The sequence below is a fragment of the Hymenobacter lapidiphilus genome (assembly GCF_003417065.2).
Lineage (GTDB): Bacteria > Bacteroidota > Bacteroidia > Cytophagales > Hymenobacteraceae > Hymenobacter.
Window position 1 is genome coordinate 1 of record NZ_QVLT01000015.1, and the last position, 22,121, is coordinate 22,121.

General features: G+C 62.9%; 16 protein-coding genes and 1 pseudogene. 13 read left to right on the forward strand and 4 right to left on the reverse strand.

Annotation, left to right across the window (positions count from 1 at the left end):
- From D0N36_RS10455 to trmB, 4 genes and pseudogenes are all read left to right on the forward strand, one after another.
- Positions 1 to 523 (forward strand): annotated as a pseudogene (locus D0N36_RS10455) (hypothetical protein); the annotation flags it as partial.
- 151 nt (positions 524 to 674) lie between these two features.
- Complete coding sequence (locus D0N36_RS10460; protein ID WP_317191458.1) at positions 675 to 1,568, forward strand: bifunctional folylpolyglutamate synthase/dihydrofolate synthase; 894 nt, start codon at positions 675 to 677, stop codon at positions 1,566 to 1,568.
- On the forward strand, positions 1,499 to 1,975 hold the full coding sequence (locus D0N36_RS20260) for a glutamate ligase domain-containing protein (RefSeq protein ID WP_410504158.1): 477 nt from the start codon (positions 1,499 to 1,501) through the stop codon (positions 1,973 to 1,975). Before D0N36_RS10460 ends, D0N36_RS20260 begins: the two co-directional genes overlap by 70 nt.
- A 52-nt stretch (positions 1,976 to 2,027) precedes the next feature.
- The gene (gene trmB, locus D0N36_RS10465) at positions 2,028 to 2,687 is read left to right on the forward strand and encodes a tRNA (guanosine(46)-N7)-methyltransferase TrmB (RefSeq protein ID WP_116941341.1); all 660 of its coding nucleotides are present in this window, start codon (positions 2,028 to 2,030) and stop codon (positions 2,685 to 2,687) included.
- A gap of 113 nt (positions 2,688 to 2,800) precedes the next feature.
- On the opposite strand, the gene D0N36_RS10470 is transcribed toward trmB, so the two are convergent.
- Positions 2,801 to 3,391, reverse strand: coding sequence for a beta/alpha barrel domain-containing protein (locus D0N36_RS10470; protein WP_116941342.1), 591 nt, complete (start codon positions 3,389 to 3,391; stop codon positions 2,801 to 2,803).
- Positions 3,392 to 3,549: 158 nt separating this feature from the next.
- Between D0N36_RS10470 and mnmA the strand changes: the two genes are divergently transcribed.
- From mnmA to D0N36_RS10485, 3 genes are all read left to right on the forward strand, one after another.
- Entirely contained in the window at positions 3,550 to 4,692 is a 1,143-nt protein-coding gene (gene mnmA / locus D0N36_RS10475; RefSeq protein ID WP_116941343.1) for a tRNA 2-thiouridine(34) synthase MnmA, read from the forward strand.
- 83 nt (positions 4,693 to 4,775) lie between these two features.
- A complete protein-coding gene (locus D0N36_RS10480; protein WP_116941344.1) occupies positions 4,776 to 5,519 on the forward strand; it encodes a hypothetical protein in 744 nt (247 codons plus the stop codon).
- A gap of 104 nt (positions 5,520 to 5,623) precedes the next feature.
- A complete protein-coding gene (locus tag D0N36_RS10485) occupies positions 5,624 to 7,330 on the forward strand; it encodes a S8 family serine peptidase (RefSeq protein WP_116941345.1) in 1,707 nt (568 codons plus the stop codon).
- A gap of 164 nt (positions 7,331 to 7,494) precedes the next feature.
- Here the strand turns inward: D0N36_RS10485 and D0N36_RS10490 are convergent, their stop codons facing one another.
- Positions 7,495 to 8,475, reverse strand: coding sequence for a PorP/SprF family type IX secretion system membrane protein (locus D0N36_RS10490; RefSeq protein WP_147320831.1), 981 nt, complete (start codon positions 8,473 to 8,475; stop codon positions 7,495 to 7,497).
- Between the two features lie 80 nt (positions 8,476 to 8,555).
- Positions 8,556 to 12,497, reverse strand: coding sequence for a T9SS type B sorting domain-containing protein (locus D0N36_RS10495; protein ID WP_190242617.1), 3,942 nt, complete (start codon positions 12,495 to 12,497; stop codon positions 8,556 to 8,558).
- 594 nt (positions 12,498 to 13,091) lie between these two features.
- Between D0N36_RS10495 and D0N36_RS10500 the strand changes: the two genes are divergently transcribed.
- The 3 genes from D0N36_RS10500 to D0N36_RS10510 all read left to right on the forward strand — a co-directional run bounded on the left by D0N36_RS10500 (position 13,092) and on the right by D0N36_RS10510 (position 16,859).
- Positions 13,092 to 13,403, forward strand: a complete 312-nt coding sequence (locus D0N36_RS10500; protein WP_147320832.1) for a hypothetical protein — start codon at positions 13,092 to 13,094, stop codon at positions 13,401 to 13,403.
- A gap of 177 nt (positions 13,404 to 13,580) precedes the next feature.
- A complete protein-coding gene (gene rpe, locus D0N36_RS10505; RefSeq protein ID WP_116941349.1) occupies positions 13,581 to 14,279 on the forward strand; it encodes a ribulose-phosphate 3-epimerase in 699 nt (232 codons plus the stop codon).
- 51 nt (positions 14,280 to 14,330) lie between these two features.
- Positions 14,331 to 16,859: a TonB-dependent receptor gene (locus D0N36_RS10510; protein WP_242478873.1), complete on the forward strand. Its 2,529-nt coding sequence runs from the start codon at positions 14,331 to 14,333 to the stop codon at positions 16,857 to 16,859.
- Positions 16,860 to 17,018: 159 nt separating this feature from the next.
- Here the strand turns inward: D0N36_RS10510 and D0N36_RS10515 are convergent, their stop codons facing one another.
- Positions 17,019 to 17,996 carry a DUF2911 domain-containing protein gene (locus D0N36_RS10515; RefSeq protein WP_116941351.1) on the reverse strand — a complete coding sequence of 326 codons (978 nt, stop codon included), beginning with the start codon at positions 17,994 to 17,996 and terminating at the stop codon, positions 17,019 to 17,021.
- A 567-nt stretch (positions 17,997 to 18,563) separates the two neighbouring features.
- Here D0N36_RS10515 and hisG point away from each other — a divergent pair.
- The 3 genes from hisG (at position 18,564) to hisC (ending at position 22,045) form a co-directional block, all read left to right on the forward strand.
- Positions 18,564 to 19,415, forward strand: coding sequence for an ATP phosphoribosyltransferase (hisG, locus tag D0N36_RS10520; RefSeq protein ID WP_116941352.1), 852 nt, complete (start codon positions 18,564 to 18,566; stop codon positions 19,413 to 19,415).
- Between the two features lie 89 nt (positions 19,416 to 19,504).
- Entirely contained in the window at positions 19,505 to 20,818 is a 1,314-nt protein-coding gene (gene hisD, locus D0N36_RS10525) for a histidinol dehydrogenase (protein ID WP_116941353.1), read from the forward strand.
- A 174-nt stretch (positions 20,819 to 20,992) separates the two neighbouring features.
- Positions 20,993 to 22,045 (forward strand): histidinol-phosphate transaminase, encoded by a 1,053-nt coding sequence (gene hisC, locus D0N36_RS10530; protein ID WP_116941354.1) that lies wholly within the window; start codon positions 20,993 to 20,995, stop codon positions 22,043 to 22,045.
- Positions 22,046 to 22,121: the final 76 nt, after the last annotated feature.

Consider the following 22,121-nt stretch of genomic DNA (forward strand, 5'->3'; position numbering starts at 1 on the left):
CGCGCCGCCCCGCGAGGAGGTGAAGCCCACGCCCGAGCCTGTCCGCCCTAAAGTGGACCAGCGGGCCGTGTTTACGCCCCGCGCCAACCGCGCCGATGGGGGCGGCAACGGCGTAAACGGCACCAGCAACGCGCCCACCGGCAACAACAACGGCGACAACCCCGGCACCGTGGGCGACAAAGGCGACCCGCGCGGCACCTACGACGGCAAAGCCTACTCGGGCGAGCCCGGCAGCGGTGGCCGCGGCACCAGCCCCGGCAGCGGCGGCCTCGACATGGCCGGCTGGGCCTTTGTCAACCGCCCCACGGCCCCGGCCATCGACAACACCTCAGGCTTCATCCGCTTCAGCATCAAAGTGAATGCCGATGGGGAGGTGGAAGCCGTGCGCAAAGTGTCTGGCAACGTGTCGCCGGCCCAGGAAAAAGCCTGCCGCGACGCGCTGGAAAGCGCCGAATTCCGCCGTACTAACTCGGCCAACGGCGGGGCCACGGGCTTCTACACGTTTAAATTTACAGTGCGCTAAGCTGTAGCGCTGACTGAACGATGTAGGGGCGGGGCTTGTCCCCGCCCGCCATTGAACGGGGCCATCAGAACGGCCGGGCTTGCGTACCGTTGTGGCGGCGGGCGGGGGCAAGCCCCGCCCCTACATCGTTTCAGCTGACAGCTCACAAAAAATGACCTACCAGCAGACCCTCGACTACCTCTACGCCCGGCTACCCATGTTCCAGCGGGTGGGAGTGGCGGGATACAAGCCGGGACTGCAGCGCACCGAGGCGCTGGCCGAAGCGACCGGCCACCCCGAGCGGCGGTTTCGGAGCGTGCACGTGGCGGGCACCAACGGCAAGGGCAGCTCCAGCCACCTGCTGGCAGCCGTGCTGCAGGCCGCCGGCTACCGGGTGGGCCTGTATACTTCGCCCCATCTGAAGGAGTTTACCGAGCGAATCCGCCTCAATGGTCAGCCACTGGCCCCGGAGTTTCTGGTAGAGTGGGTGGCACGCTGGCGGCCTACTTTTGAGCAGGCTGAGGCCTCCTTTTTTGAGGTGTGCGTGGCACTGGCCTTCGATTACTTCGCCCAGGAAAAAGTTGATGTGGCCGTAGTGGAAGTGGGCCTGGGCGGCCGGCTCGACTCGACCAACATTCTGCAGCCGCTGGTGTCGCTCATCACCAATATCAGCCTCGACCACCAGGCGCTGCTCGGCGACACGCTGCCGCTGATTGCGGCCGAAAAAGCCGGCATCATTAAGTCCGGTACGCCCGCCATCATCAGCCAAACCCAGCCCGCAGTGGCAGCCGTGTTCGAGCAGAAAGCCCGGCAGGAGGGAGCCCCGCTGCTGTTTGCCGACCATCACTATCGCGCCGAACTGCTCCGCCCGCCCGCCCCCGACGAGTCGTGCAGCACCTGCGAATCTGGCACGACGGTGAGGTTGTGCTGGACGATGTGGAGCTGGGCTTGGTGGGCGACTACCAGCGCCACAACCTGCCGGGCGTACTGGCTACGGTGGCCGAGCTGCGCCGCCAAGGCTTCGTTATCAAGGAAAGCCACCTGCGCGAAGGCCTGCGCGAGGTAACCCACCTGACCGGCCTGCGGGGCCGCTGGACCATTCTGGACCGCCGCCCGCTCGTCATCTGCGATACGGGCCATAACGAGGCTGGCATCCGGTTCATCGTGGAGCAGCTGGCGCGGTTGCCGCATCGGCGGCTTCACTTCGTGCTGGGCGTAGTGCAGGACAAGGACGTGAGCAAGATGCTGGCCCTGTTGCCTCATGAGACCACCTACTACTTCTGCCAGGCCACCATCCCGCGGGCCCTGCCGGCCACCGAGCTGGCCGAACAAGCCGCCACCTTAGGCCTGAGGGGCACCACGTACGTCACGGTGCCCGCCGCCGTAGCGGCTGCCCGCGCCGCCGCCGAAGCAGATGATGTAGTGTTTATCGGAGGCAGTACCTTTGTGGTAGCCGAAATTGAGGAGCTTTAAGTTCGTCGAAAAGTCCGTCAAACCCACTATTTCACTATCTGACCACTTCACCTTGAGCAGAAGTAAACTCCGGCGCTTTGCCGCCAATGCCGACCGACCGACCATTGTGGAACCGGGCAAAGTAACCTACGAGCAGCTGTCCGGGCGCTGGCACGCCGACTTTTTTGGAAACGACCACCCGATTACGCTCGAAGTGGGCTGCGGCAAGGGCGAATACACCGTGGGGCTGGCCGCGCGCTACCCCGAGCGCAACTTCCTGGGCCTCGACATCAAGGGCGACCGAATCTGGAAGGGCAGCACCCTGGCCCTGGAGCAGGACCTGACCAACGTGGGCTGGCTGCGCACCCGCGCCCACGACCTGGCCGACCACTTCAGCCCCGGCGAGCTGCACGAAATCTGGATTACCTTCCCCGACCCGCGCCCCCGCGACCGGGACATCAAGCGCCGCCTCACCTACCCGCGCTTCCTCGACCTCTACCAGCGCATCCTGCGCCCCGGCGGCCGGCTCCACCTCAAAACCGACAACGGGGACCTGTTCGACTACACCCTCGAGACCCTGCAGCAGCGCCCCGGTACCACCATCATCGCCCAGACTCGCGACCTGTACGCCACGCCCGAGCTATTACCTCACGCCGAGGACATTCAAACCACCTTCGAGCGCAAATACCGCAAGCAGGGCGTTCCGATTAAGTACGTACAGTTCGAGTTGTAGGGGCGGGGCTTAGCTGCGCTGTCCTGCGGTTGTCCCCGCCCGCCGTTGAACGGTACCCATACGGACCGTCCTCGCGGCGTGCGGGGACAAGCCCCGCACCCTACATCGTGCCGCTACTCCTCCAGCGCCTCGAAAAGCGCATCCAGCTCGTCGAAGTCGCGGATGCCGGGCTTGATTTCGTCGCCGCCCTGCAGGATGAGGCCGGTAGGCTGTAGCTGGGCGATTAATTCTGCCACCTGGGCGGGAGCAGGGTTGCCGCTCAGCCACGACGGCTGCTGCTGGGTGCTGGTCGGTAATGTCGCTTCCGACAGACGGGTGATGAGCTCGAAGCCGGCAGTTAGCGCCGTGCGCAACTGGTCCAGGGTATCGGCCGCCACTGGCTGCGGCAGCTCGACCAGTGCCGGGACGGCTACGGGACCATCGGGCCACGAGCCGGTTGCCGGCAGGTTGAGGACAATGCGGGTGAGGCTACACTCCTCTACCAGTCGGTTGATTTCTGATACGGGCATTTCGCTGCCGAACTCCCCGATGATTTCCACGCCGGCCACCCAACCGGCCAGCTCCTTTACTGTGGCCACGTCCACTGCTCCGGGCAGGGCAGGGTCGAGGGTGAAGATGAGGCCGTCGGCGCCCATGCCGGCGCAATAGCGGGCATCGGACAGGTTGTTGATACCGCGGACGAGGACGGGCAGAAGCAGGGACATGCGGGAAGGAGTGAGTCGGTGAACGAGTGAGTGAGCGGGCAAAGATACGCGCATCGGTCCTGCTGCGGGAAACCGTTGCCGCCTCAGCTCGTCACCGGCTTCGTATCTTTGCCCATTCGGCCGGAACCTTTCACGCTCCGGGCGCAATTACAACTGGTATGAACACAACGAAAGGACGGGTGCTGGTCGCTATGAGCGGCGGCATCGACAGCTCGGTAGCGGCCGTGATGCTGCACGAGCAAGGGTATGAGGTGGTCGGCATGACCATGAAAACCTGGGATTATGCTTCGGCGGGCGGCAGCAAAAAGGAAACCGGCTGCTGCTCGCTCGATTCCATCAACGACGCCCGCCAGATTGCCGTGGAGCTGGGCTTCCCGCACTACATCATCGACATCCGCGACGAGTTCGGCGAGGCCGTCATCAACAACTTCACCGACGAGTACCTGGCCGGGCGCACGCCCAATCCCTGCGTACTATGCAACACCCACATCAAGTGGGACGCACTGCTGCGCCGCGCCGACCAACTCGGCTGCGAGTTCATCGCCACCGGCCATTACGCCCAGGTGCGCGAGGAAAACGGCCGTTACGTCATCAGCAAGGGCATCGACGACAACAAGGACCAGAGCTATGCCATCTGGGGCGTGAGCCAGGCCAGCCTGGCCCGCACGATGTTTCCGCTGGGCGAGTTGCGCAAGTCGGCCATCTATGATTTCGCCCGCGAGCGGGGCTTCACCGAGCTGGTGAACAAGCCCGAGAGCTACGAAATCTGCTTCATTCCCGACAACGACTACCGCAGCTTCCTGCGGCGGCGCGTGCCGGGTCTGGAAGCGCGCGTGGCCGGTGGCGAGTTTGTGCTGCGCGACGGCACGGTGGTGGGCAAGCACGAAGGCTACCCATTCTATACCATCGGCCAGCGCAAGGGCCTGGGCATCGCGCTGGGCTTCCCGGCCTACGTCACGGCCATCGACCCCGATACCAACCGCGTGGTGCTGGGCAACTTCGAGGAGCTGGCCAGCTCGCGCACGCTGGTCGGGCAGCTGAACATGGGCAAGTTTGCCTCGCTCGAAGGGCGAGGGCTGGTACCGAGCACCGTTAAAATCCGCTACAACCACGACGGTTCCGCGGCCTTTTTGGAGCAGCGGGGCGAGAAAATCTACGTGTACTTCGAGGAGCCCGTGCACGCCGTGACGCCCGGCCAGGCCGCCGTTTTCTACGAGGGCGACGACGTGCTGGGGGGCGGCTGGATTGAGCGCCACACCATTGGCGAGATTCCCGAGCCGCTGGCCGAGCTGAGCGCTTAGTTGATTGTACTTCGTGCTTCGTTTTTAGTGCTCAGAGGAAAAAACTTCTGAACCGTTACCTTCCGCTTATTAATTGCTACCTGATGAATAAGAACTATCTGCGCCGGAATGGATTGGTTGGTCTGCTGGGCCTGTCGGCAACGGCGCTGTTGCTGGCCAGCTGCGGCGACACCGCCGAGATACAGCCGCAGCTGCAGCCCGACTATTACCCGCTCAGTGTGGGCAGCGTCCGCATCTACGACGTGGCCGATACGACGTGGCGCGACAACGTGCCTACGGCCAGCCGATTCCAGTTCCGGGAGCAGGTACTGGCCGCCCCCGAGCCCGATGCAGCCGGCAAGCTGGTGTATCAGGTGGTTCGTTCGCGCCGCGCTACGGCCGCCGGGGCCTGGCAGCCCGATTCGGTGCTGACCGTAACGGTGGCCCCGCTCAACGTAACGGAGCAGTTCAACAACCGCCGCACGGTGGCGCTGGTGCTGCCGGCCGTGGAGGGTAAAAGCTGGAACTACAACGCCTTTAACTCCCTCGATACGGTGGTGGCCGTCACCCGCTTTTATCAGCAGGTAAATCAGCCCTTCAGCATTACGCGCAACGGCAAAACCTATACCTACCCCAACACCATCACTACTATAAACGACCTGGCGAATTCCATCAATGCCGTGGAGAGCACCATTCAGCGCACCACTTTCGCGCTGGGCGTGGGGCCGGTAAACCGCGTCAGCCGCCGCTACAAGAACGACTGCTCGGGAGCTGAGGGCTGCCGGAGTCCATTCGTCCGGAAGCTCGGCCAGTCGCGCAATCAGGTGCTGATCGAGAGCAGCAATTAGCGGGCGCCGCGAGGCAACGCACCAGTACGTTTGGCGTCCGGGGGATCTGACGGTTCAAATGGCAGAGTAGGGTCCCCTGAACGTTCAACTTACTTTGCCAGCGCATGCGTCGTTTTCTACTGATTGGATTGTTGGTGGGTCTGAGCCTGCCCTCCCTGGCCGCCCGCCCAACTCCGCCCACTGCGGCTACGGATGTGGCTAAAAACACGGTGCGCCGGCACCTGATTTACTTCCGCGACAAAACCGGCACGCCCTTCAGCATAAGCCGGCCCGAGGAGTTTCTGTCGGGGCGGGCGCTGCAGCGGCGCCAGCGCCAGCAGATTACCGTGCTACCCCGCGATTTGCCGGTGAGCCCTGGCTACGTGCAGCAGGTAAAGGCGGTGCCCGGCGTGCAGCTTTGGTACACCTCGCGCTGGTTTAATGCCGCCGTAGTCGCCTGCGACTCGGCCACGCTGGGCCAGCTGCAGGCGCTGCCTTTCGTGCTGAGCGCCCGCACCCTCAACCGCGGTCTGCCCCAGGGCAATGCCCAGCCTAAAACCACTCCTGCGGCCCCAGCCCCCGACCAGACCGCGGCCGACCGCAGCCAGTACGGAAAGGCTTACGCGCAGGTGAAGCAGCTGGGTGCCGAGCGCATGCACGCGGCCGGGTTCCGGGGCGAAGGCCTGCAGATTGCCGTGTTCGATGCCGGCTTTACGGGTGTGAATACGGCCTCCGTGTTTGCTTCTATGTTCACCGAAAACCGCCTGCTCAGCACGTTTAACGTGGTGGAGAAGTCGGCCGCCGTGTTCGGGCGCGACAGCCACGGCACCCAATGCCTGAGCACAATGGCGGGCAACGAGCCGGGCCGCTACCTGGGCACGGCCCCCAAGGCCTCGTACCGGCTCTTCATCACCGAAGACAATGTGGGCGGAACCGAACACCCCATTGAGGAAGTGAACTGGCTGGTAGCGGCCGAATACGCCGACTCGGCCGGGGTGGACATTATCAGTTCCTCGCTGGGCTATACTACCTTCGATGAGCCCTCGCCCAGCTACAGCTACGCCGATATGAACGGCCGGACGGCCCTCTCGACGCGGGCGGCCACCGTGGCGGCCCGCGTGGGCATGCTGGTGGTGAATTCCGCCGGTAACGAGGGCAATCGGTCGTGGCGCTACATCGCGGCCCCGGCCGACGCCGACTCCATTATGACGGTAGGCGCAGCCGACTCGCTGGGTACGGTAGCCAGCTTCAGCTCGCGCGGGCCCACCGCCGATGGCCGCATCAAGCCCAACCTTTCGGCAATGGGCGTGGCCACGGCCATTGTAAACCCAAGCGGCTTGGTTTCGCGGGGCAACGGCACCTCGTTTGCCTGTCCGGTGCTGGCGGGCGTGGCGGCCGGCTTCTGGCAGGCCAACCCCCGCCTCACGGTCCAACAGGTTATCACGCTGCTGCAACGCTCCGGCTCGCAGGCCACGGCCCCCGATAACAACCTGGGTTACGGCATCCCCGACTTTGTACGGGCCTACAACCTGGCCAACCCCGGTATACCGCTGGCCACCGCCCCGGTCCGCGGGTTAGCCGGGGTGTATGTGTATCCCAATCCGGTCGAATCGGATGAGCCACTGTATCTGCAGCTGCCCGCCGGACTGGGCGCGGGTGGCCTGGAAATCCGCATTTATGATGCCCGTGGGGCGTTGGTAGCCAGCCAGCAGGTGGCGCCGGCCGCTACCGGCGCGGTGCGGCTCGAAACGACGGGGCTGCGGCCGGGCATCTTCACCTGCCTGATCGGCCAGGGGCCACAGCAGCAGGCAGTGCGCTTCGTGAAGCAGTAGCCCAGCGCGGCAGCCGTCTAATAGATGTCCACCAAAAAAAGCAGGCCCGCCGGACCTGCTTTTTTTGGTGGACACTATCTGTAAAATCTGCTGCTAAGGATTTGCCGGAGGAGCGGAGGGCTACTGACTGCTGACTTTCTCAGCAGCTTTTACTGGCTGCGCGGCTACCAGAACCGATTGGTGCACACTACCTGCGCTTTTTTCTTCAACCGCAAACCGAGCAGTATTTCGTGGGTGCCGTTGTGGTAGGGCGACAGTCGCGAATGGCCCAGGTCGTAGGAGTAGCCCAGCGCAAACTGCTCGTAGTTAACGCCGGCCATTGCCACGGCTGCGTCGGAAGTGCGCCACGAGATGCCGGCCCACAGCAAATCCTGGTACTTGAGCTTGGCATTGACATCGACGGAAAGCGGGGCCGGACTGACGGCCTTGACCAGCACGGAGGGTACCAGTGACCAATCGTCGGTAAGCGGTAGCATCACTCCGCCCGTGAAAAAGTAGTGCCGCCGGAGTGAGTTGCCCGAGCCGGATGCCAGTTGGTTGGGGCCATAGGAGAAATCGAGCTTATTGGCCAGCAGCTGGGTGCTGGATACGCCCACGAAAAAATTCGAGCTGTACACCCACAGGCCAACCGAGCCGTCGAGCACCCGCGAGGATTCGTTGGGGGCCAGCACCAGGGGGTCGGGGCCGGGGTCGAAGAACTGCAGCTGGCTGCCATCGACGGCAAACTGCTGCAGACCTGCCGACATGCCCAGTGCCGCCCGCAGATTGGGCCTGAGCACCACGTTGTAGGCGTAGGAAACATAGGCGCTGGTGCGGCTGATAGGCCCCGTTGCGTCGCGGTACACCATGCCACCTATTGCATGAAACGGCCGGCGCAGGTCACGCCGGGTGCGCTTGGTGGTGGTGAGCCATTTGCCCAGCGAGGAGTTGACACTGGCGTAGTAGGTTCGGGGGCCGCCCTGCAGCCCTACCCACTGCGCGCGGTAGCTGAACTTCACATCAATATAGTCCTCCGCACCCGTCGCGCCGGGGTTGATGAGGTAGTTGTTATTCATGTATTGGCTGTACTGGGCCTCCTGTTGGGCCAGGGCCGGCGCGGCGGTTAGTAGTAGCAGCAGCGACAGGAGAGAAAAAGGTGTTTTCATAATAGCAGGGGTATTAATTTTCAGGTGCCGGTTGCCAGTGCCCAGTTGCCACACACTGGCAGCCGGGCACTGGTACCAACTCAATAAAGTACCGTCAGCGACCCGCTGTAGGACTTGCCTAGGGGGCCTTTAGTGACAACCACGTAATAGTAGGTGCCTACCGGCGCGGGCTTACCGTTGATGTCGCCGCGCCACTCGTTGGCCCGGCTGTAGTTCTGGGCCGAGAAAACCTGGCTTCCCCAGCGGTTGAACACAGTGACGGTGTTATCGGGGAATTCTTCGATAAACTCAATCTGCCAGGTGTCGTTGCGGCCGTCGCCGTTGGGTGTGAAAGCGTTGGGAATCCGGATGGCCTCGCGCACGGTTACCGTCACCTGGTCGGTGGCGGCGCAGCCGCCGGCCCCGGCCGAGAGCGTGTAGGTGGTGGTGGTAGTCGGTGAGGCCCGGGGCCGCAGCGGGTCGTTGCCCGAGAAATCGAGGCCTGCTGTTGGGGTCCACGTGACGGGGTAATTACCATCAGCAGTGCCTTCCAGCACCACCGAGTTGCCGAGGATAACCTCCTTGTCGGGGCCGGCGCTTATTTTAACCGTCGGCTGAACGCGCACGATTACCCCATTGGAAACAGCCGTTACGGTTTGGCCACAGCTGTTTACCGTGCTCAGGCGCAGCGTCACGGTCTGGCCATCGCGCAGCGTACTGCTGATGAAAACCGGATTGGTAGCGCCGGGTACGTTGTTGCCATCAACCTGCCACTGATAACCGGGGTTCGCGCCGCCTTCCGTTACGCTGGTTGCTCTGAACGTCTGGGGTTCGCCCTGGCAGGCCGGTGGGCCGGCTTCCCGGGCAATAACCAGCGTGGGCGTGGGGGTAGCGGTGCGGGTAACTGTAATTGTGGCCGTAGCCGGCCCGGTACTGCACAGGCCTGCCGTGGCCGTTACTTCCACCCGCACCTGGTCGCCGGTAACCAGCGTGCTGCTGGTGTAGGTTGGGCCGCTGGCCACGGGAATGTTGTTGACAAACCAGCGAAAAGTTGGTGCCGTCCCCGCGTCGGTTGCCACGGCCGTGAAGGTAAGCGGCGTGCCGGGGCACGAAGCGGGCGGCGTGGCCACGGTGACGGTGGGCGTTACCGAGGGCAGCACCCGAATGGTTACCACGTTGGAAACCTGGGTGGAGCAGGTGCCGGTGCCCGACGTAACGCGCCGCCGGAAGTACGTAGTGGCGCTTAGGACAGCTGGCTGGTAAGTGGGGTCGGTGGCCCCGCCAACGGCCGTCCAGGTGCTGTTGTTCAGCGACGACTCCCACTGGTAGGCGAAAGTGCCGGTTCCGCCGCTGGCCGGGCCGGCGCTGCTCAGTGGCGCCGGCGCAGTGCCCGCGCAGATATCCTGGTCAGCGGCAATGCTGCCGGCCAGCAGGTCGGGCAGCACCGTCAGCGTCACCACATTCGATGTCACCGGGTCGCAGGCTGCCGTTAGGGCCTGGCGGCGGAAGTAGGTGGTAGCCGTAAGCGGGCCCGGCGAATAGTCGGCGCTGGTCGCGCCGCTCACTGGCGTCCAGGTTACGTTGTCAGTCGAAATCTCCCACTGGTAAGTCAAGGCACCCAACCCGCCGGTGGCGTCGCCGGTGCTGGTCAGGCGGGCGGGCGTGGCTCCTCGGCACAGGGCCTGGTCGGCGCCAATAGTGCCAGCCACCAGCGCCGGGGCTACCGTAATCGTAACTACATTGGACACGGCCGGGGTGCAGGCAGTACCCGAACTGGCACGGCGGCGGAAGAAGGTGGTAGCCGTCAGGGCACCAGGCTGGTAAGTTGGGTTTGTAGCGCCGCCGACAGCCGTCCAGGTGGCGTTATCGGCCGATGACTCCCATTGGTAGGTAATGGGGCCGGTACCGCCCGTGGCCGGGGTGGCGCTGGTAAGCAGGGCCGGTACTGCCCCGGTACAAACGGCCTGGCTGGCCGCAATAGTACCGGCAGTCAGGGCCGGCGTTACGGTAATGGTAACGACGTTAGACGGGATACTATCGCAGGGGCCGGAGCTTACCTGGCGGCGGAAGAAAGTGGTAGCCGTAAGCGGGCCGGGCGCATACGTTTCGCCCGTGCCGTTGGCCAGGGGCGTCCAGGTGGCATTATTCGGCGATGATTCCCACTGAAAGGTGAATGTGCCGGTGCCTCCGGTTGGGGCCGCCGTGCTGGTGAGCGGGGCCGGTGCGGTGCCCACGCAGACCGTCTGGTTGGCGGCAATGGTGCCCGCCGCCAGGGCCGGCGTTACGGTAATCTTAACCGAAGCCGAAGGGGTGCGCGGCGCGCAGAAGCCCGAGGTAACCAGGCGCCGGTAGTAGACGTCGGCGTTGGGGGCCACGGGCTGATAGGTTTCGCCGTTCGCGCCGGCAATGTCGGTCCAGTTGGTATCATCGGCCGAACGCTGCCACTGGTAGCTGTACTGCCCAGTGCCTTCTGCCGCCGGGGTGGTGCTAGTGAGGAGGGCCGGGGTTTGTCCGGCGCATATGGCCTGCGCCGCCGCAATGGTGCCTGGGGTAGGAGGGCCGAAAATCCGGACTATGCTCTTACTCTCCCGGCAAAAGCACTCCGTTGTAATGCGCAGCGTCACCTCGTAGTCGCCGGGGCGGGGGTAGGTGTGCGGGGGCGGGTTTTGCGCCGTTGACGTGGTGCCGTCGCCAAAGTCCCAGGCGTATTGTGGATTATCAAATTCAACCGGGGGAGCCTCGAAAGTATACTGCAGACACCCCGTAGGTTCTCCGCCGAAGCCAAAGCGCAGCAGCGAGCTTTGGTTGAAGTTGACCAGGCCCAGCCCGCTGAGCTTGCCGCCCAGCTGCAGGCTGTCGTCGGCGTAGGCAATGGCAGCACCCAGCGAATCGGGGTAAGAAATGAAGCCCAGTGCGGGCTGGTTTTCGCGGGCCACATAAATCTTGCCGTCGGGAGCCGTCTGCATCGAGCCCAGGTTTACCGGCGTGGTTTGCCCGAGCGGAATAACCTCGCGGCCTACCGGGCCATTGCCGGCACCGGTGCCAATGGTGCTGATATCGAACTGCAGCAGCTGCGGCAGCCGGGGCGCCGCGCCCAGCACCGTAGCATACAGCCGGCTGCGACCCGGCGAAAACGCCACGCCATAGTAGCCGCCCTGGTTGGCATCAATGATTCGGGGGTTGCTGACCGCTCCCGTCCCGGTGTCGAAGCTGAACAGCTCGACGGTGCTGCTGCTGTCCGTAGTTACTTCGCTGTAGCGGGCCAAAGCCAGCTGCGCTCCGTCGGGCGTCACCTTCATCTGCCCCCGGTAACCCACCGGCGACACGCTCGGCGCGTGCAACGAGCCCACGGTGGAAATGATGGGCGCATCAATAGTTACCGGACCCGTGCCCATGCCGCCGGTAGGAGGCTTCACGCGGTAGGCCAGGAAGGCGTCGCCGCGGTTGTCGTTGCCGGACGTTGCGCTGCCCCAGCCATGCACGATAAGCCAGATGTCACAGCCGTTTTTATGAAACACGGCCGTCATTTTCTCGGCGGTGCCTTTGGCGAGCGGCGTGTTTTTGGTGGCCAGAACTACTGTGCCGGGGCCTCCGCCGGCCGGAATAATAATTTCGGAATAGCTGAGGCCCCGGGGCCCGCCCGCCGCGTCCTGCGTGAACAGCAGGTAGCGCGTTGCTGCATTCGGCGTAGCGGGGGGTGGGCTGCCGGGCATCCGGATCGGGAGCGGGCCATCGGTAACGAGCCGGCTGCCGGCCAGGCCGGAGCCGTTGGTCATTACGCTGCCATCTCCGTTCCAAACGGTTTCACCGTTGCTATAGAAGAGAATCTTGCCGCTACCGTCCGACATTACGCCGGCACCGGCCGGCGCGTCCATGGCCCCATTGGTAAGCACCGTGGGCAAAATGCTGTCGGTGGCCATGTTGAAATCGAGCCCCGCCTTGAAGCCGAAATACCAGGTGTTGGCGAACTTCTCGTCCTCGCTGCATTTCGGCGGACCCGTTGGGCCGGTTTGGGCGCGGGCCGCGGTAGCTAACAGCAGCACCAGCAGTGGGAGCAGCCAGGCCGCTACCAACTGCGGCCACCTGCCTAACCATCGGCGGAGCCAGCCAGCTGGCCGGCCAAAAGCAGACCCGGCCGCAGCAGGTGTATAAAAGATAGTTGGGGCAGAGCGTTGAGGATTTGCGGGCATAGTGGGGCAGGCAAGTAAGCAGGCACTCAAAAGCAGGCTAACAGCAATTCAAAACGGGTGCATTCTGCTTTGTGACTGACAGATACACGCTGCTATATAATACACTTATTCTGCATAAACTACCAGTAGTACTTAGGAAAGCTATATTCTGCCGACCAGGTTTGTCGACCGTTGTTATAAAATGGGGTAAAAGGCCCCAGAAGCAGGATTTTTAGGGCAAGTATAGCTATATCAATAGTTTAGAAGAAACCCGGTAGTGCCCATTTGAGGGCCGGCTTTACCGGTATTAATATGCCAAATATATTAGCTTTCATAATGCGAAAATTATTAGTAATTTGGCATTGATTCCCAGTTGAAGTAGGTTGCCGGCGGAGGCCCGGATTTGGGGTAGCTCCTCCGCGTCGCCGTTCACCAAGTCATCTTCTTTTCTCTTTTGTTATGCTGCAAATGATGGTTACCAGGCGCCTCGGGCGCCGCCAGTTTCACTTCACCGTTCAAGGAGCCAACTTCCACGAAACCGTGGCCGAGTACGACCGGCTCAGCTTCCCCGACGTGGCTAAGTGCGGCCTCTGCGGCTCCGACAACCTCGACCTGACTGCCCGAGAGGCCCAGGGCAAGTTCAAATACACCAGCCTCAAGTGCCTCGACTGCCGCGGCGACGTTACCTTCGGCAAGCGCCAGGACGACGACCAAACCGTATTCCTGCGCAAAACCGAAGACGGCAAGCTCGACTGGCGGGCTTATGAGAAGCCAGCTTAAGTAAGGGCTTAGGGATTAGGGCTTAGAGATTAAGGTGTTTTGAGCATCGCCTGGCACCTGACATACCGGTTATGATAGCCATGTCGTTCACCAATTCGACGCCTCATTCAGCGTCAGGCGAAAAATGACGCTGCCTCTAAGCCCTAATACCTAATCCCTAATGACTACTTTCGTGGCATGAACCCGACTCGTCGCCAGGCCCCGCTGCTGGCCCCCTCGCTTCTTTCCGCCGACTTCGGCAACCTGCAGGCCGAAACCGAGATGCTGGCCGACTCGGCCGCCGACTGGCTGCACTTCGACGTGATGGACGGCCGCTTTGTGCCCAATATCTCATTCGGGATTCCGGTGCTGGAGGCCGTGCACCGCTACGCCCGCCAGCCCATCGATGTGCACCTGATGATAGCGGAGCCCCAGCATTACCTGAGCGCCTTCCGCGACGCCGGCGCCGCCATTATAACGGTGCATTACGAGGCCTGCACCCACCTGCACCGGGTGGTACAGCAGATCAAGCAGTTGGGCTGCCGGGCCGGAGTGGCCCTGAACCCGCACTCGCCCGTGAGCCTGCTCGAAGACATTGCCGCCGACCTCGACGTGGTGCTGGTTATGTCGGTGAACCCCGGTTTTGGGGGGCAGGCCTTCATTCCGAACACGCTGCGCAAGGTGGCCCAGCTGAAAGAGCTGCTGGTAGACGCCGGCTCGTCGGCCCTGATTGAAGTGGACGGTGGCGTAACGCTCGACAACGCGCCCGCCCTGGTGGCGGCCGGGGCCGATGTGCTGGTCGCCGGCTCGTTTGTGTTCAAGGATGGCGACCCGGTAGGCACATTGGCCCGGATGCGGGCCGAGCTGGCCCCCGAAGCCCTCGAAACCAACGACTAAGCCCCGCGGATGCTGTCTGATTTCCGTGCTTCTTTCTGCGCTCCGACTCGTTTGTGGCTCCGGCTGCTGACGGCCCCCGCCACCCGCCCGGGCACCGCGGCGCTGCTGCTGGCAGGCCTGGCTTCCCCGGCGCTGGCCCAGACCAGCCGCGTAACCATAACGGGTATAGTGCGCGACGGCAGCGGCCGGCCCTTAGATGACGTGACAGTGGGCGTGGAAGGCCAGCCCGGCGGCACCAGCACCAACGAACAGGGCCGCTTTTCGCTGAATGTAGGGCGGCCGGCGGCCGGTGGCGCGACCCCGGTGCTGGTGGTGCGCCGCCTCGGCTACCGCCCCGAGCGCCTGAAGCTCGACCTAGCCCAGAATCCGGAACTGCGCCTGGCGCTGGTCGATGACGGTCGGGCCCTGGAGAATGTAACCGTGCGCGGCCGCCAGGACGGCACCGACACTCGCGAGCAGGTGAGCATTATGCAGCTGGAGCCGCGCGCGGCCAAGGAAATTCCTTCGCCGTTCGGCGACTTCTCGGCCATCCTCAAAACGCTGCCCGGCGTAACCAGTACCAACGAGCTGACCAGCACGTACTCGGTGCGGGGCGGCAACTACGAGGAAAACCTGATTTACGTCAACGGCTTCGAGGTGTACCGGCCGTTTCTGGTGACGACGGCCCAGCAGGAGGGCCTGAGCTTCGTGAACCCCGATTTGGTGAACACGATTGAGTTTTCGAGCGGGGGCTGGCAGCCTAAATTCGGCGACAAGCTCTCGTCGGTGCTCAACATTGAGTACAAGCGGCCGCTTAAGTTCGGGGCCTCGGCTACGGGTAGCCTGGTGGGCGGCACGGCCCACGTAGAGGCCGCCTCGCCCAACCGCCGCGTCAGCTACCTGGCCGGGATACGCTACAAAAACGCCACCTACGTCTTTAACTCGCTCCAGCAGCAGCAGGGCGGCTACAACCCCACCTTCTACGACGGCCAGAGCCTGATTACGCTGGCCCTGGGCCCCAAAGACAACCTCGACCGCACCACGGTAAGCTTGCTGAATACCTTCGCCCACAACGATTTTCGCTTCAACCCCGAAAGTGGCGAAAGCACGTTCAGCACCGGCGTCAACCAGTTTTCGCGCCTAATAATTGACTACTCGGGGCGGGAGCGGATGCAGTACGATACCTACCAGGGCGGGCTTAGCCTGAGCCACCAGTTGCGGACCAACCTGCGCTTGGAGCTACTGGGGGGGCTACTCTACTCGCGCGAATTTGAATACCGCGATGTGGAGGCAGCATATTTCATAGCTGAAATCAACCGCGACCCCAACTCGCCCGACTTTGGGGCCGACCGCAACAGGCGGGGCGTGGGCTCGCTTTTCAAAAACTCGCGCAACACGCTCGAAGCCCGCGTGGCCTCGCTCGAAACCCGCGGCACCTGGACGCCGGGCCTGCGCCACACCGTGCGCTGGGGCCTGAAAGCGGGCCGGGAGCAGATAAACGACGTGCTCAACGAGTATAGCTTCGTCGATTCGGCCGGGTATGTGCCCGATTTTCGACGTACCCGTCTGCGCTCCGACCTCAGCCTGAACAGCACCCGCACCCAGGGGTACGCCCAGCACACCATTCGTTTCGATTCGCTGCGCACGCTCACCTACGGCGCCCGCCTCAACTACTGGACCGTGAACGGGCAGACCACGCTCAGCCCGCGGGTACAATACGCTTTCCGCAGTGCCCGCAACCCGCGGCTGTCGTGGAAAGCGGCGGCCGGCCTGTACGTACAGCCGCCCTTCTACCGCGAGCTGCGCTTTCAGTCCGGGGCCCCGCAAAGCCAGGAAGGCGCGCTCAACCTCGACCTGCGGGCCCAACGCTCGTGGCACTTTATTGTGGGCAACGAGCTGCGTTTCCGAAGCTGGGGCCGGCCGTTTCGCTTCACCGGCGAGGCCTATTACAAGTACCTCACCGATGTAGTGCCCTACGACATCGACAACGTGCGCCTGCGCTACCAGGCCAACAACAACGCCAAGGCATACGCCGCCGGCTTCGATGCGCGGGTGAGCGGCGAGTTCATCCCCGGTACCGAGTCATGGTTTAGCCTGGGCGTGCTCACGACCCGCGAGAATCTGGTCGGCGACTCGCTCAATGTCTTCGATGCCAAAGGCCAGGTTATCGGCCGCCAGCCCAAGGGCTACATCCGCCGCCCATCCGACCAGCGCCTGAATCTGGGGATTTTTCTGCAGGACAACCTGCCCAACGACCCCTCGGTGAAAGGCTACGTGAACTTCGTGTTTGGTACCGGCCTGCCCTTCAGCCCGCCCGACGCGCCCGATTTGCGGGGCACCAGCAAGCTTACCCGGGCCTACCGGCGGGCCGATCTGGGCTTCACTAAAGTTGTGAGCCTGCGCACTGCCGCCGAGCTGGCTGCCCGGGGCCGCACCGTACAGCTGGAAACCCTGTGGCTGAGCCTGGAAGTGCTCAATGTGCTGGGGGCCAGTAATTTGGCCGGTTACAACTACGTGCAGGACCTCAACGGCCTGACTTACAGCGTACCCAACTTCCTCTCGAACCGCTTGGTAAACCTGCGGGTAATTGCACGGTTTTAGAAGCGAGGGATTAGGGAAGAACGTCATTCAGAGCGCAGCGAAGAATCTCGCGTGCTGACCGTTGAAATAATTCACAACGATTAGCACGCGAGATTCTTCGCTGCGCTCTGAATGACGTTCTTCCCTAATCCCTAATCCCTAATCCCTAATCCCTAATCCCTAATATGCCCGGGACTGCCACTCGGTGAGGGAAAGGCGCATGTTGGGCAGGCGCGATTTGAAGGCCTCGTCGTCTTTGTCGCCCATTTTGATGGCCTTGCGGGCGTACACGATGGCCGTGCCGTAATCCTGCTGCTGGGCCAGCAGCCGGGCTTTTATCCAGTTATTGTTCACTTCGCTCTGCAGCCGGATCGACTCGTTGATCCAGGTCAGGGCGCGCTCGGGCTGCAGGTTGTTCTGCACGAGGTAGTCGGCGGCCTGGGCCAGCAGCTGCCAGTCGTTGGGCTGTTGCAGCAGGGCCCGCTCGACGCCGGCCAGCACCTGTTTGTGTACTTCTACTTCGAACAGCAGCACCACGGTGCGCTTTTCCCAGGTCAGGTTGAGGTGGGCACCGTTGGGCCGCACGTTGGAAAACCAATAAAGCAGGCTTTCCTGAAACTGGGCCGGCTCGGTCTGGGCCGGCACCCGAATTACATCCTGCTGAGGGTCGTAGCCGTCGGTGCCCCAATTGGTGGTTACGCGGTTGAGCGCCACTTCCCAGTCGCGGTCCTGGTGGGGAATAACGTAGTATGAGTACTGGCCGGCGGGCACGCTCTGTCCGTTCAGTAGCACTGGGGTCGAGAAGCGGATGAGCGTATTTTCGTTGGCTCCGGCGCGCCACACCTGCTCGTAGGGCACCAGCCCGCCCCACACGGTGCGGCTGCGCACCGAGGGCGAGTGGTACTCCACCGTTACGTCGGTGAGGCCCACGGCCTGGGCTACCAGGGCGCGGGGGCTAGCCTGGGGCAGCAGCAGCTCGATACCGGTTGGCACGCCGGTAGTGGGCGGCGGCAGCGGGGCCGCGGCCACCTCGCCAGCCAGGGGTGGCAGCGTAGCAGCTGACCTGGGCGTCTGTTGGGCGCGGACTGCGAGCAAGCTACCGGTGGTCAGGGCAAACAGGAGTCCGAAATGAAGGGCAAGAGAGCGGGCAGTCAGCATAATTCAGAAAACAAAGCAGGACAGGAAACTGTAACATAACCGGTACGACAACCGCACCATCGGTTAAGCAGTAACAATGGTGCCAAAAGTAGGTTGGCCTGTTACGGGAAACGTGAAGTTCTCGGTTTTTTGATAATTTTTTCGGGGAAAAGTTTTCATCCTATTGGTCTGCTCGTACATTTGCCCCGCTACTTAGCCCTTATGATTTTCTCCGCGCCTCGTTTTACTGTCCTGAGCCACTTGGCTGCCCCCGTAGCGGGCTGCCCGGCCGGGGCTGGCGCGTCTGAGTCTGCCGCTTGGCATCATCACGGGCACCATTCCTCTTTCTAGAGGAATGAACGCATCATATTGACCCGTTGGGCGAGCCGCATCAGGCTCCCCGGCCCCCGGAAAAATGGGGGTCCGGCCGGCCTCTGGCCATCTCCAACCGCTATGGGTTGCCCTGCCTCTTTCTTCAGAACATGCCCACCGCCGTTTCGGCTAACCGGGCCAGCCGTCAAATCTTCCCAAATCATCAATTGAGCCCAAATGGCCAATTCCTGATTCTTACTACTTAATAAAAAAAGAATGCTCCGTCTGGCTATCCAGAAATCCGGCCGCTTAAGCGAAGACTCCCTGAACCTGATTCGGGAGTGCGGCATCAGCTTCCTCGCGGCTTCCAACAAGCTCAAAACCGAAGCCACCAACTTCCCGCTCGAAATCCTGTACCTGCGCGACGATGACATTCCCGGCTATGTGCAGGACGGCGTGGCCGACCTGGGCATTGTAGGCCAGAACGTGCTGGTGGAAGCCGGTTTCCCGGATCTGCAAGTGGAAGGCCTGGGCTTCAGCAAGTGCCGCCTGAGCCTGGCCGTGCCCCGCGCCGCCGCCTACGACTCTATCCAGGACCTGCAGGGCGTGAGCATCGCCACTTCGTATCCCAAAATTCTGGGCGAATATCTGGCTGGCCAGGGCGTACAGGCCAACCTGCACACCATCAGCGGCTCGGTGGAAATTGCGCCCAGTATCGGGTTGGCCGAGGCCATCTGCGACATCGTGAGCAGCGGCTCGACGCTGCTCGGCAACGGTCTGCGCGAAGTGGAAACCGTGTTTCGCTCCGAAGCCGTGCTCATCGCCAACCAGAACTTGAACGCCGAAAAGAAGGAGCTGCTTGAGCAGCTGCTGTTCCGGATGCAGGCCGTGCGCCGCGCCCGCCGCAACAAGTACATCATCCTCAATGCGCCCGTCGCGGCCCTAGATGCGGTGAAGCAACTGCTGCCCGGCATCAAGTCGCCCACCATTACCCCGCTGGCCGAGGAAGGCTGGGTGTCGGTGCAGTCGGTGGTGAACGAGGACGATTTCTGGCACATCACCAACCAGCTCAAAGCCGTCGGCGCCGAAGGCATCCTGGTTCTCCCAATTGAGAAAATGATTTCCTGATTAGTGCTTAGTTGTTAGTGCCTGGAGCTTGGTCAGAATAGCCAAGGGTACCCTAAGTACTAACAACTAAGCACCAAGCACTATACCAGATGAATCTCATTCAATATCCTTTGCGAGCCGAGTGGGCCGCGTTGCAGCAGCGGGCGGCCCAGCAGCAGGGCGCCGATGTGGAGCAGCGTGTGCAGCAGATTTTTGAGGACGTGCGCCAGCGTGGCGACGCGGCCCTGCTCGATTATGCCCGGCAGTTCGACGGGGCCGACTTAGCCGCTGCGGGCGGGCTGCGGGTGAGCCAGTCAGAGTTGGCCGCCGCCGAAGCCCAGGTGCCGGCCGAGCTACAGGCGGCCATCCGGCAGGCCCACGCCAACATTCTTCGTTTTCACGAAGCCCAGGTACCAACCGAGGAGCGGGTGGAAACCATGCCGGGCGTACTGTGCTGGCGACGGGCGGTGCCTGTGCAGCGGGTGGGTCTCTATATTCCGGGCGGCACGGCGCCGCTGTTCAGCACCCTGCTCATGCTGGGCGTGCCGGCCAAGCTGGCGGGCTGCCCGAACATCGTGCTCTGCACGCCACCACAAAAGGATGGCTCGGTGAACCCGGTTATCCTGTTCACGGCCCAGCTGCTGGGAATTGATACTATCATAAAAGCCGGCGGGGCTCAGGCCGTGGCCGCGCTGAGCGGCGGCACTGAGTCAGTGCCGGCCGTGGACAAGATTTTCGGCCCCGGCAACCGCTACGTAACGGCTGCCAAGCAGCTGGCCACCCGCTACGGCGTGGCCATCGATATGCCGGCCGGCCCCTCGGAAGTGCTGGTTATAGCCGACGCCACCGCCAACCCGGCCTTCGTGGCGGCCGACCTGCTCAGCCAGGCCGAGCACGGCCCCGACTCGCAGGTTATTCTGCTGTCTGACTCCTTATATATACTGGAGCAAACGAAGGCCGAAGTGGAGCGCCAGCTACGGGAGTTGCCCCGGGCCGAGGTGGCGGGCCAGGCCCTGACCGAAAGCCGCGCTATTCTGCTACGTGATGCGCAGGAGATGCTGGATTTCTCGAACGAGTACGCCCCCGAACACCTTATTCTGGCTGTCGAAACGCCCGAGGCTCTGGCCGCGGGCGTCACCAACGCCGGCTCGGTGTTTCTGGGCCACCTGACGCCAGAAGCCGTGGGCGACTATGCCTCGGGCACCAACCACACGCTGCCCACCAACGGCTACGCCCGCAACTACAGCGGCGTCTCGCTCGACTCGTTCTTCAAGAAAATAACCTTCCAGCGCCTCACCGCCGAGGGCCTGCGCCAGGTAGGCCCCGTGGTGGAAATCATGGCTGAAGCCGAAGGCCTGCGCGCCCACGCCCGCGCCGTTACGCTACGGCTGGAAGCGCTGGCCAGCGGCGGAGAGCAAGGGTAAATACAGAACGTCATGCTCCTGGCGTCCGCTTGCCGAAGCATCTCTACCGCTTCGTTGCACCAGCATTGGTTAGCCAGAGGTAGAGATGCTTCGGCAAGCGGACGCCAGATGGAGCATGATGTTCAACCAGAAAAAATCAGCGAAATCACCTCAATCAGCGCAAATAAACGATTTATGTTCAACCTTGATAGCCTCGTGCGCCCCAACCTCCGGGACATGAAGCCTTACTCGTCGGCCCGCGACGAATTTCAGGGCGAGGCCCAGGTGATGCTCGACGCCAACGAGAACAGCCTCGGCAGCGCCGGCCCCACCCGCTTCAACCGCTACCCCGACCCGCAGCAACGGGCCGTGAAAGCGGAGCTGGCGAAGCTAAAGGGTGTGCAACCCGAGCAGATTTTCCTCGGCAACGGTTCCGATGAGGCCATCGACCTGCTGGTGCGCCTGCTGTGCGTGCCCGGCCAGGATAGCCTGCTGGTGCTGCCGCCCACCTACGGCATGTACGAGGTGGCTGCCAACCTTAATGACGTGGCCGTGGAGCGCCTCCCGCTGACGCTCAACTTCCAGCTCTCGCCCGAAATAGTAGCCGGCGTGCTGGCTTCGCAGGCGAAACTCGTGTGGCTGTGCTCGCCCAATAACCCCAGTGGTAACCTGCTGCACCCCGAGTACATCGAGCAGATTCTGCGCGGTTTCGGCGGACTGGTAGTGGTGGATGAAGCCTACGCCGACTTCGCCCCAATCCTGAGCTGGACGACCCGTCTGGCCGAATTCCCGAATCTGGTGGTGCTGCAGACCTTCTCCAAGGCCTGGGGCCTGGCCGGACTGCGGTTGGGCATGGCCTTCGCCTCGCCCGAAATCGTGGGCTACCTCAACAAAATCAAGCCGCCCTACAACATCTCGGAGGCCACCCAACAGCACGCGCTGGCCGCGCTGGCCGACGCGCCCCGCTTCGCAGAGCTGCGCCAGCAGTTGCTAACTGGCCGCGACTGGCTGGCCGAGAGGCTGCCCGCGCTGCCCATCGTGGCGGAGGTGTTTGCCTCGGATGCCAACTTCCTGCTGGTCCGCTTCAGGCCGGATGCCACGGCGGTGTACAACCATCTGGTGAGCCGCGGTATCATCGTGCGCAACCGCACCACCCAGCCCGGCTGCGCCGGCACGCTCCGCCTCACAGTGGGTACCACTGCCGAAAACGAGCTGCTGCTACAGGCGCTGGCGGCGTTTGAGTTTTAACTTAGCACGTCATGCTGAGCGCAAAGCAGTGGAGCCGAAGCATCTCTCCCGCTTCGTTTGATTACTACTGTAATCA

Excerpts from the sequence above, each read along its gene's own strand:
- D0N36_RS10460 (WP_317191458.1), top strand. The coding sequence starts at position 675 with ATGACCTACCAGCAGACCCTCGACTACCTCTACGCCCGGCTACCCATG.
- D0N36_RS10470 (WP_116941342.1), bottom strand. The coding sequence starts at position 3,391 with ATGTCCCTGCTTCTGCCCGTCCTCGTCCGCGGTATCAACAACCTGTCC.
- mnmA (WP_116941343.1), top strand. The coding sequence starts at position 3,550 with ATGAACACAACGAAAGGACGGGTGCTGGTCGCTATGAGCGGCGGCATC.
- D0N36_RS10480 (WP_116941344.1), top strand. The coding sequence starts at position 4,776 with ATGAATAAGAACTATCTGCGCCGGAATGGATTGGTTGGTCTGCTGGGC.
- D0N36_RS10485 (WP_116941345.1), top strand. The coding sequence starts at position 5,624 with ATGCGTCGTTTTCTACTGATTGGATTGTTGGTGGGTCTGAGCCTGCCC.
- D0N36_RS10490 (WP_147320831.1), bottom strand. The coding sequence starts at position 8,475 with ATGAAAACACCTTTTTCTCTCCTGTCGCTGCTGCTACTACTAACCGCC.
- D0N36_RS10500 (WP_147320832.1), top strand. The coding sequence starts at position 13,092 with ATGATGGTTACCAGGCGCCTCGGGCGCCGCCAGTTTCACTTCACCGTT.
- rpe (WP_116941349.1), top strand. The coding sequence starts at position 13,581 with ATGAACCCGACTCGTCGCCAGGCCCCGCTGCTGGCCCCCTCGCTTCTT.
- D0N36_RS10515 (WP_116941351.1), bottom strand. The coding sequence starts at position 17,996 with ATGCTGACTGCCCGCTCTCTTGCCCTTCATTTCGGACTCCTGTTTGCC.
- hisG (WP_116941352.1), top strand. The coding sequence starts at position 18,564 with ATGCTCCGTCTGGCTATCCAGAAATCCGGCCGCTTAAGCGAAGACTCC.
- hisD (WP_116941353.1), top strand. The coding sequence starts at position 19,505 with ATGAATCTCATTCAATATCCTTTGCGAGCCGAGTGGGCCGCGTTGCAG.
- hisC (WP_116941354.1), top strand. The coding sequence starts at position 20,993 with ATGTTCAACCTTGATAGCCTCGTGCGCCCCAACCTCCGGGACATGAAG.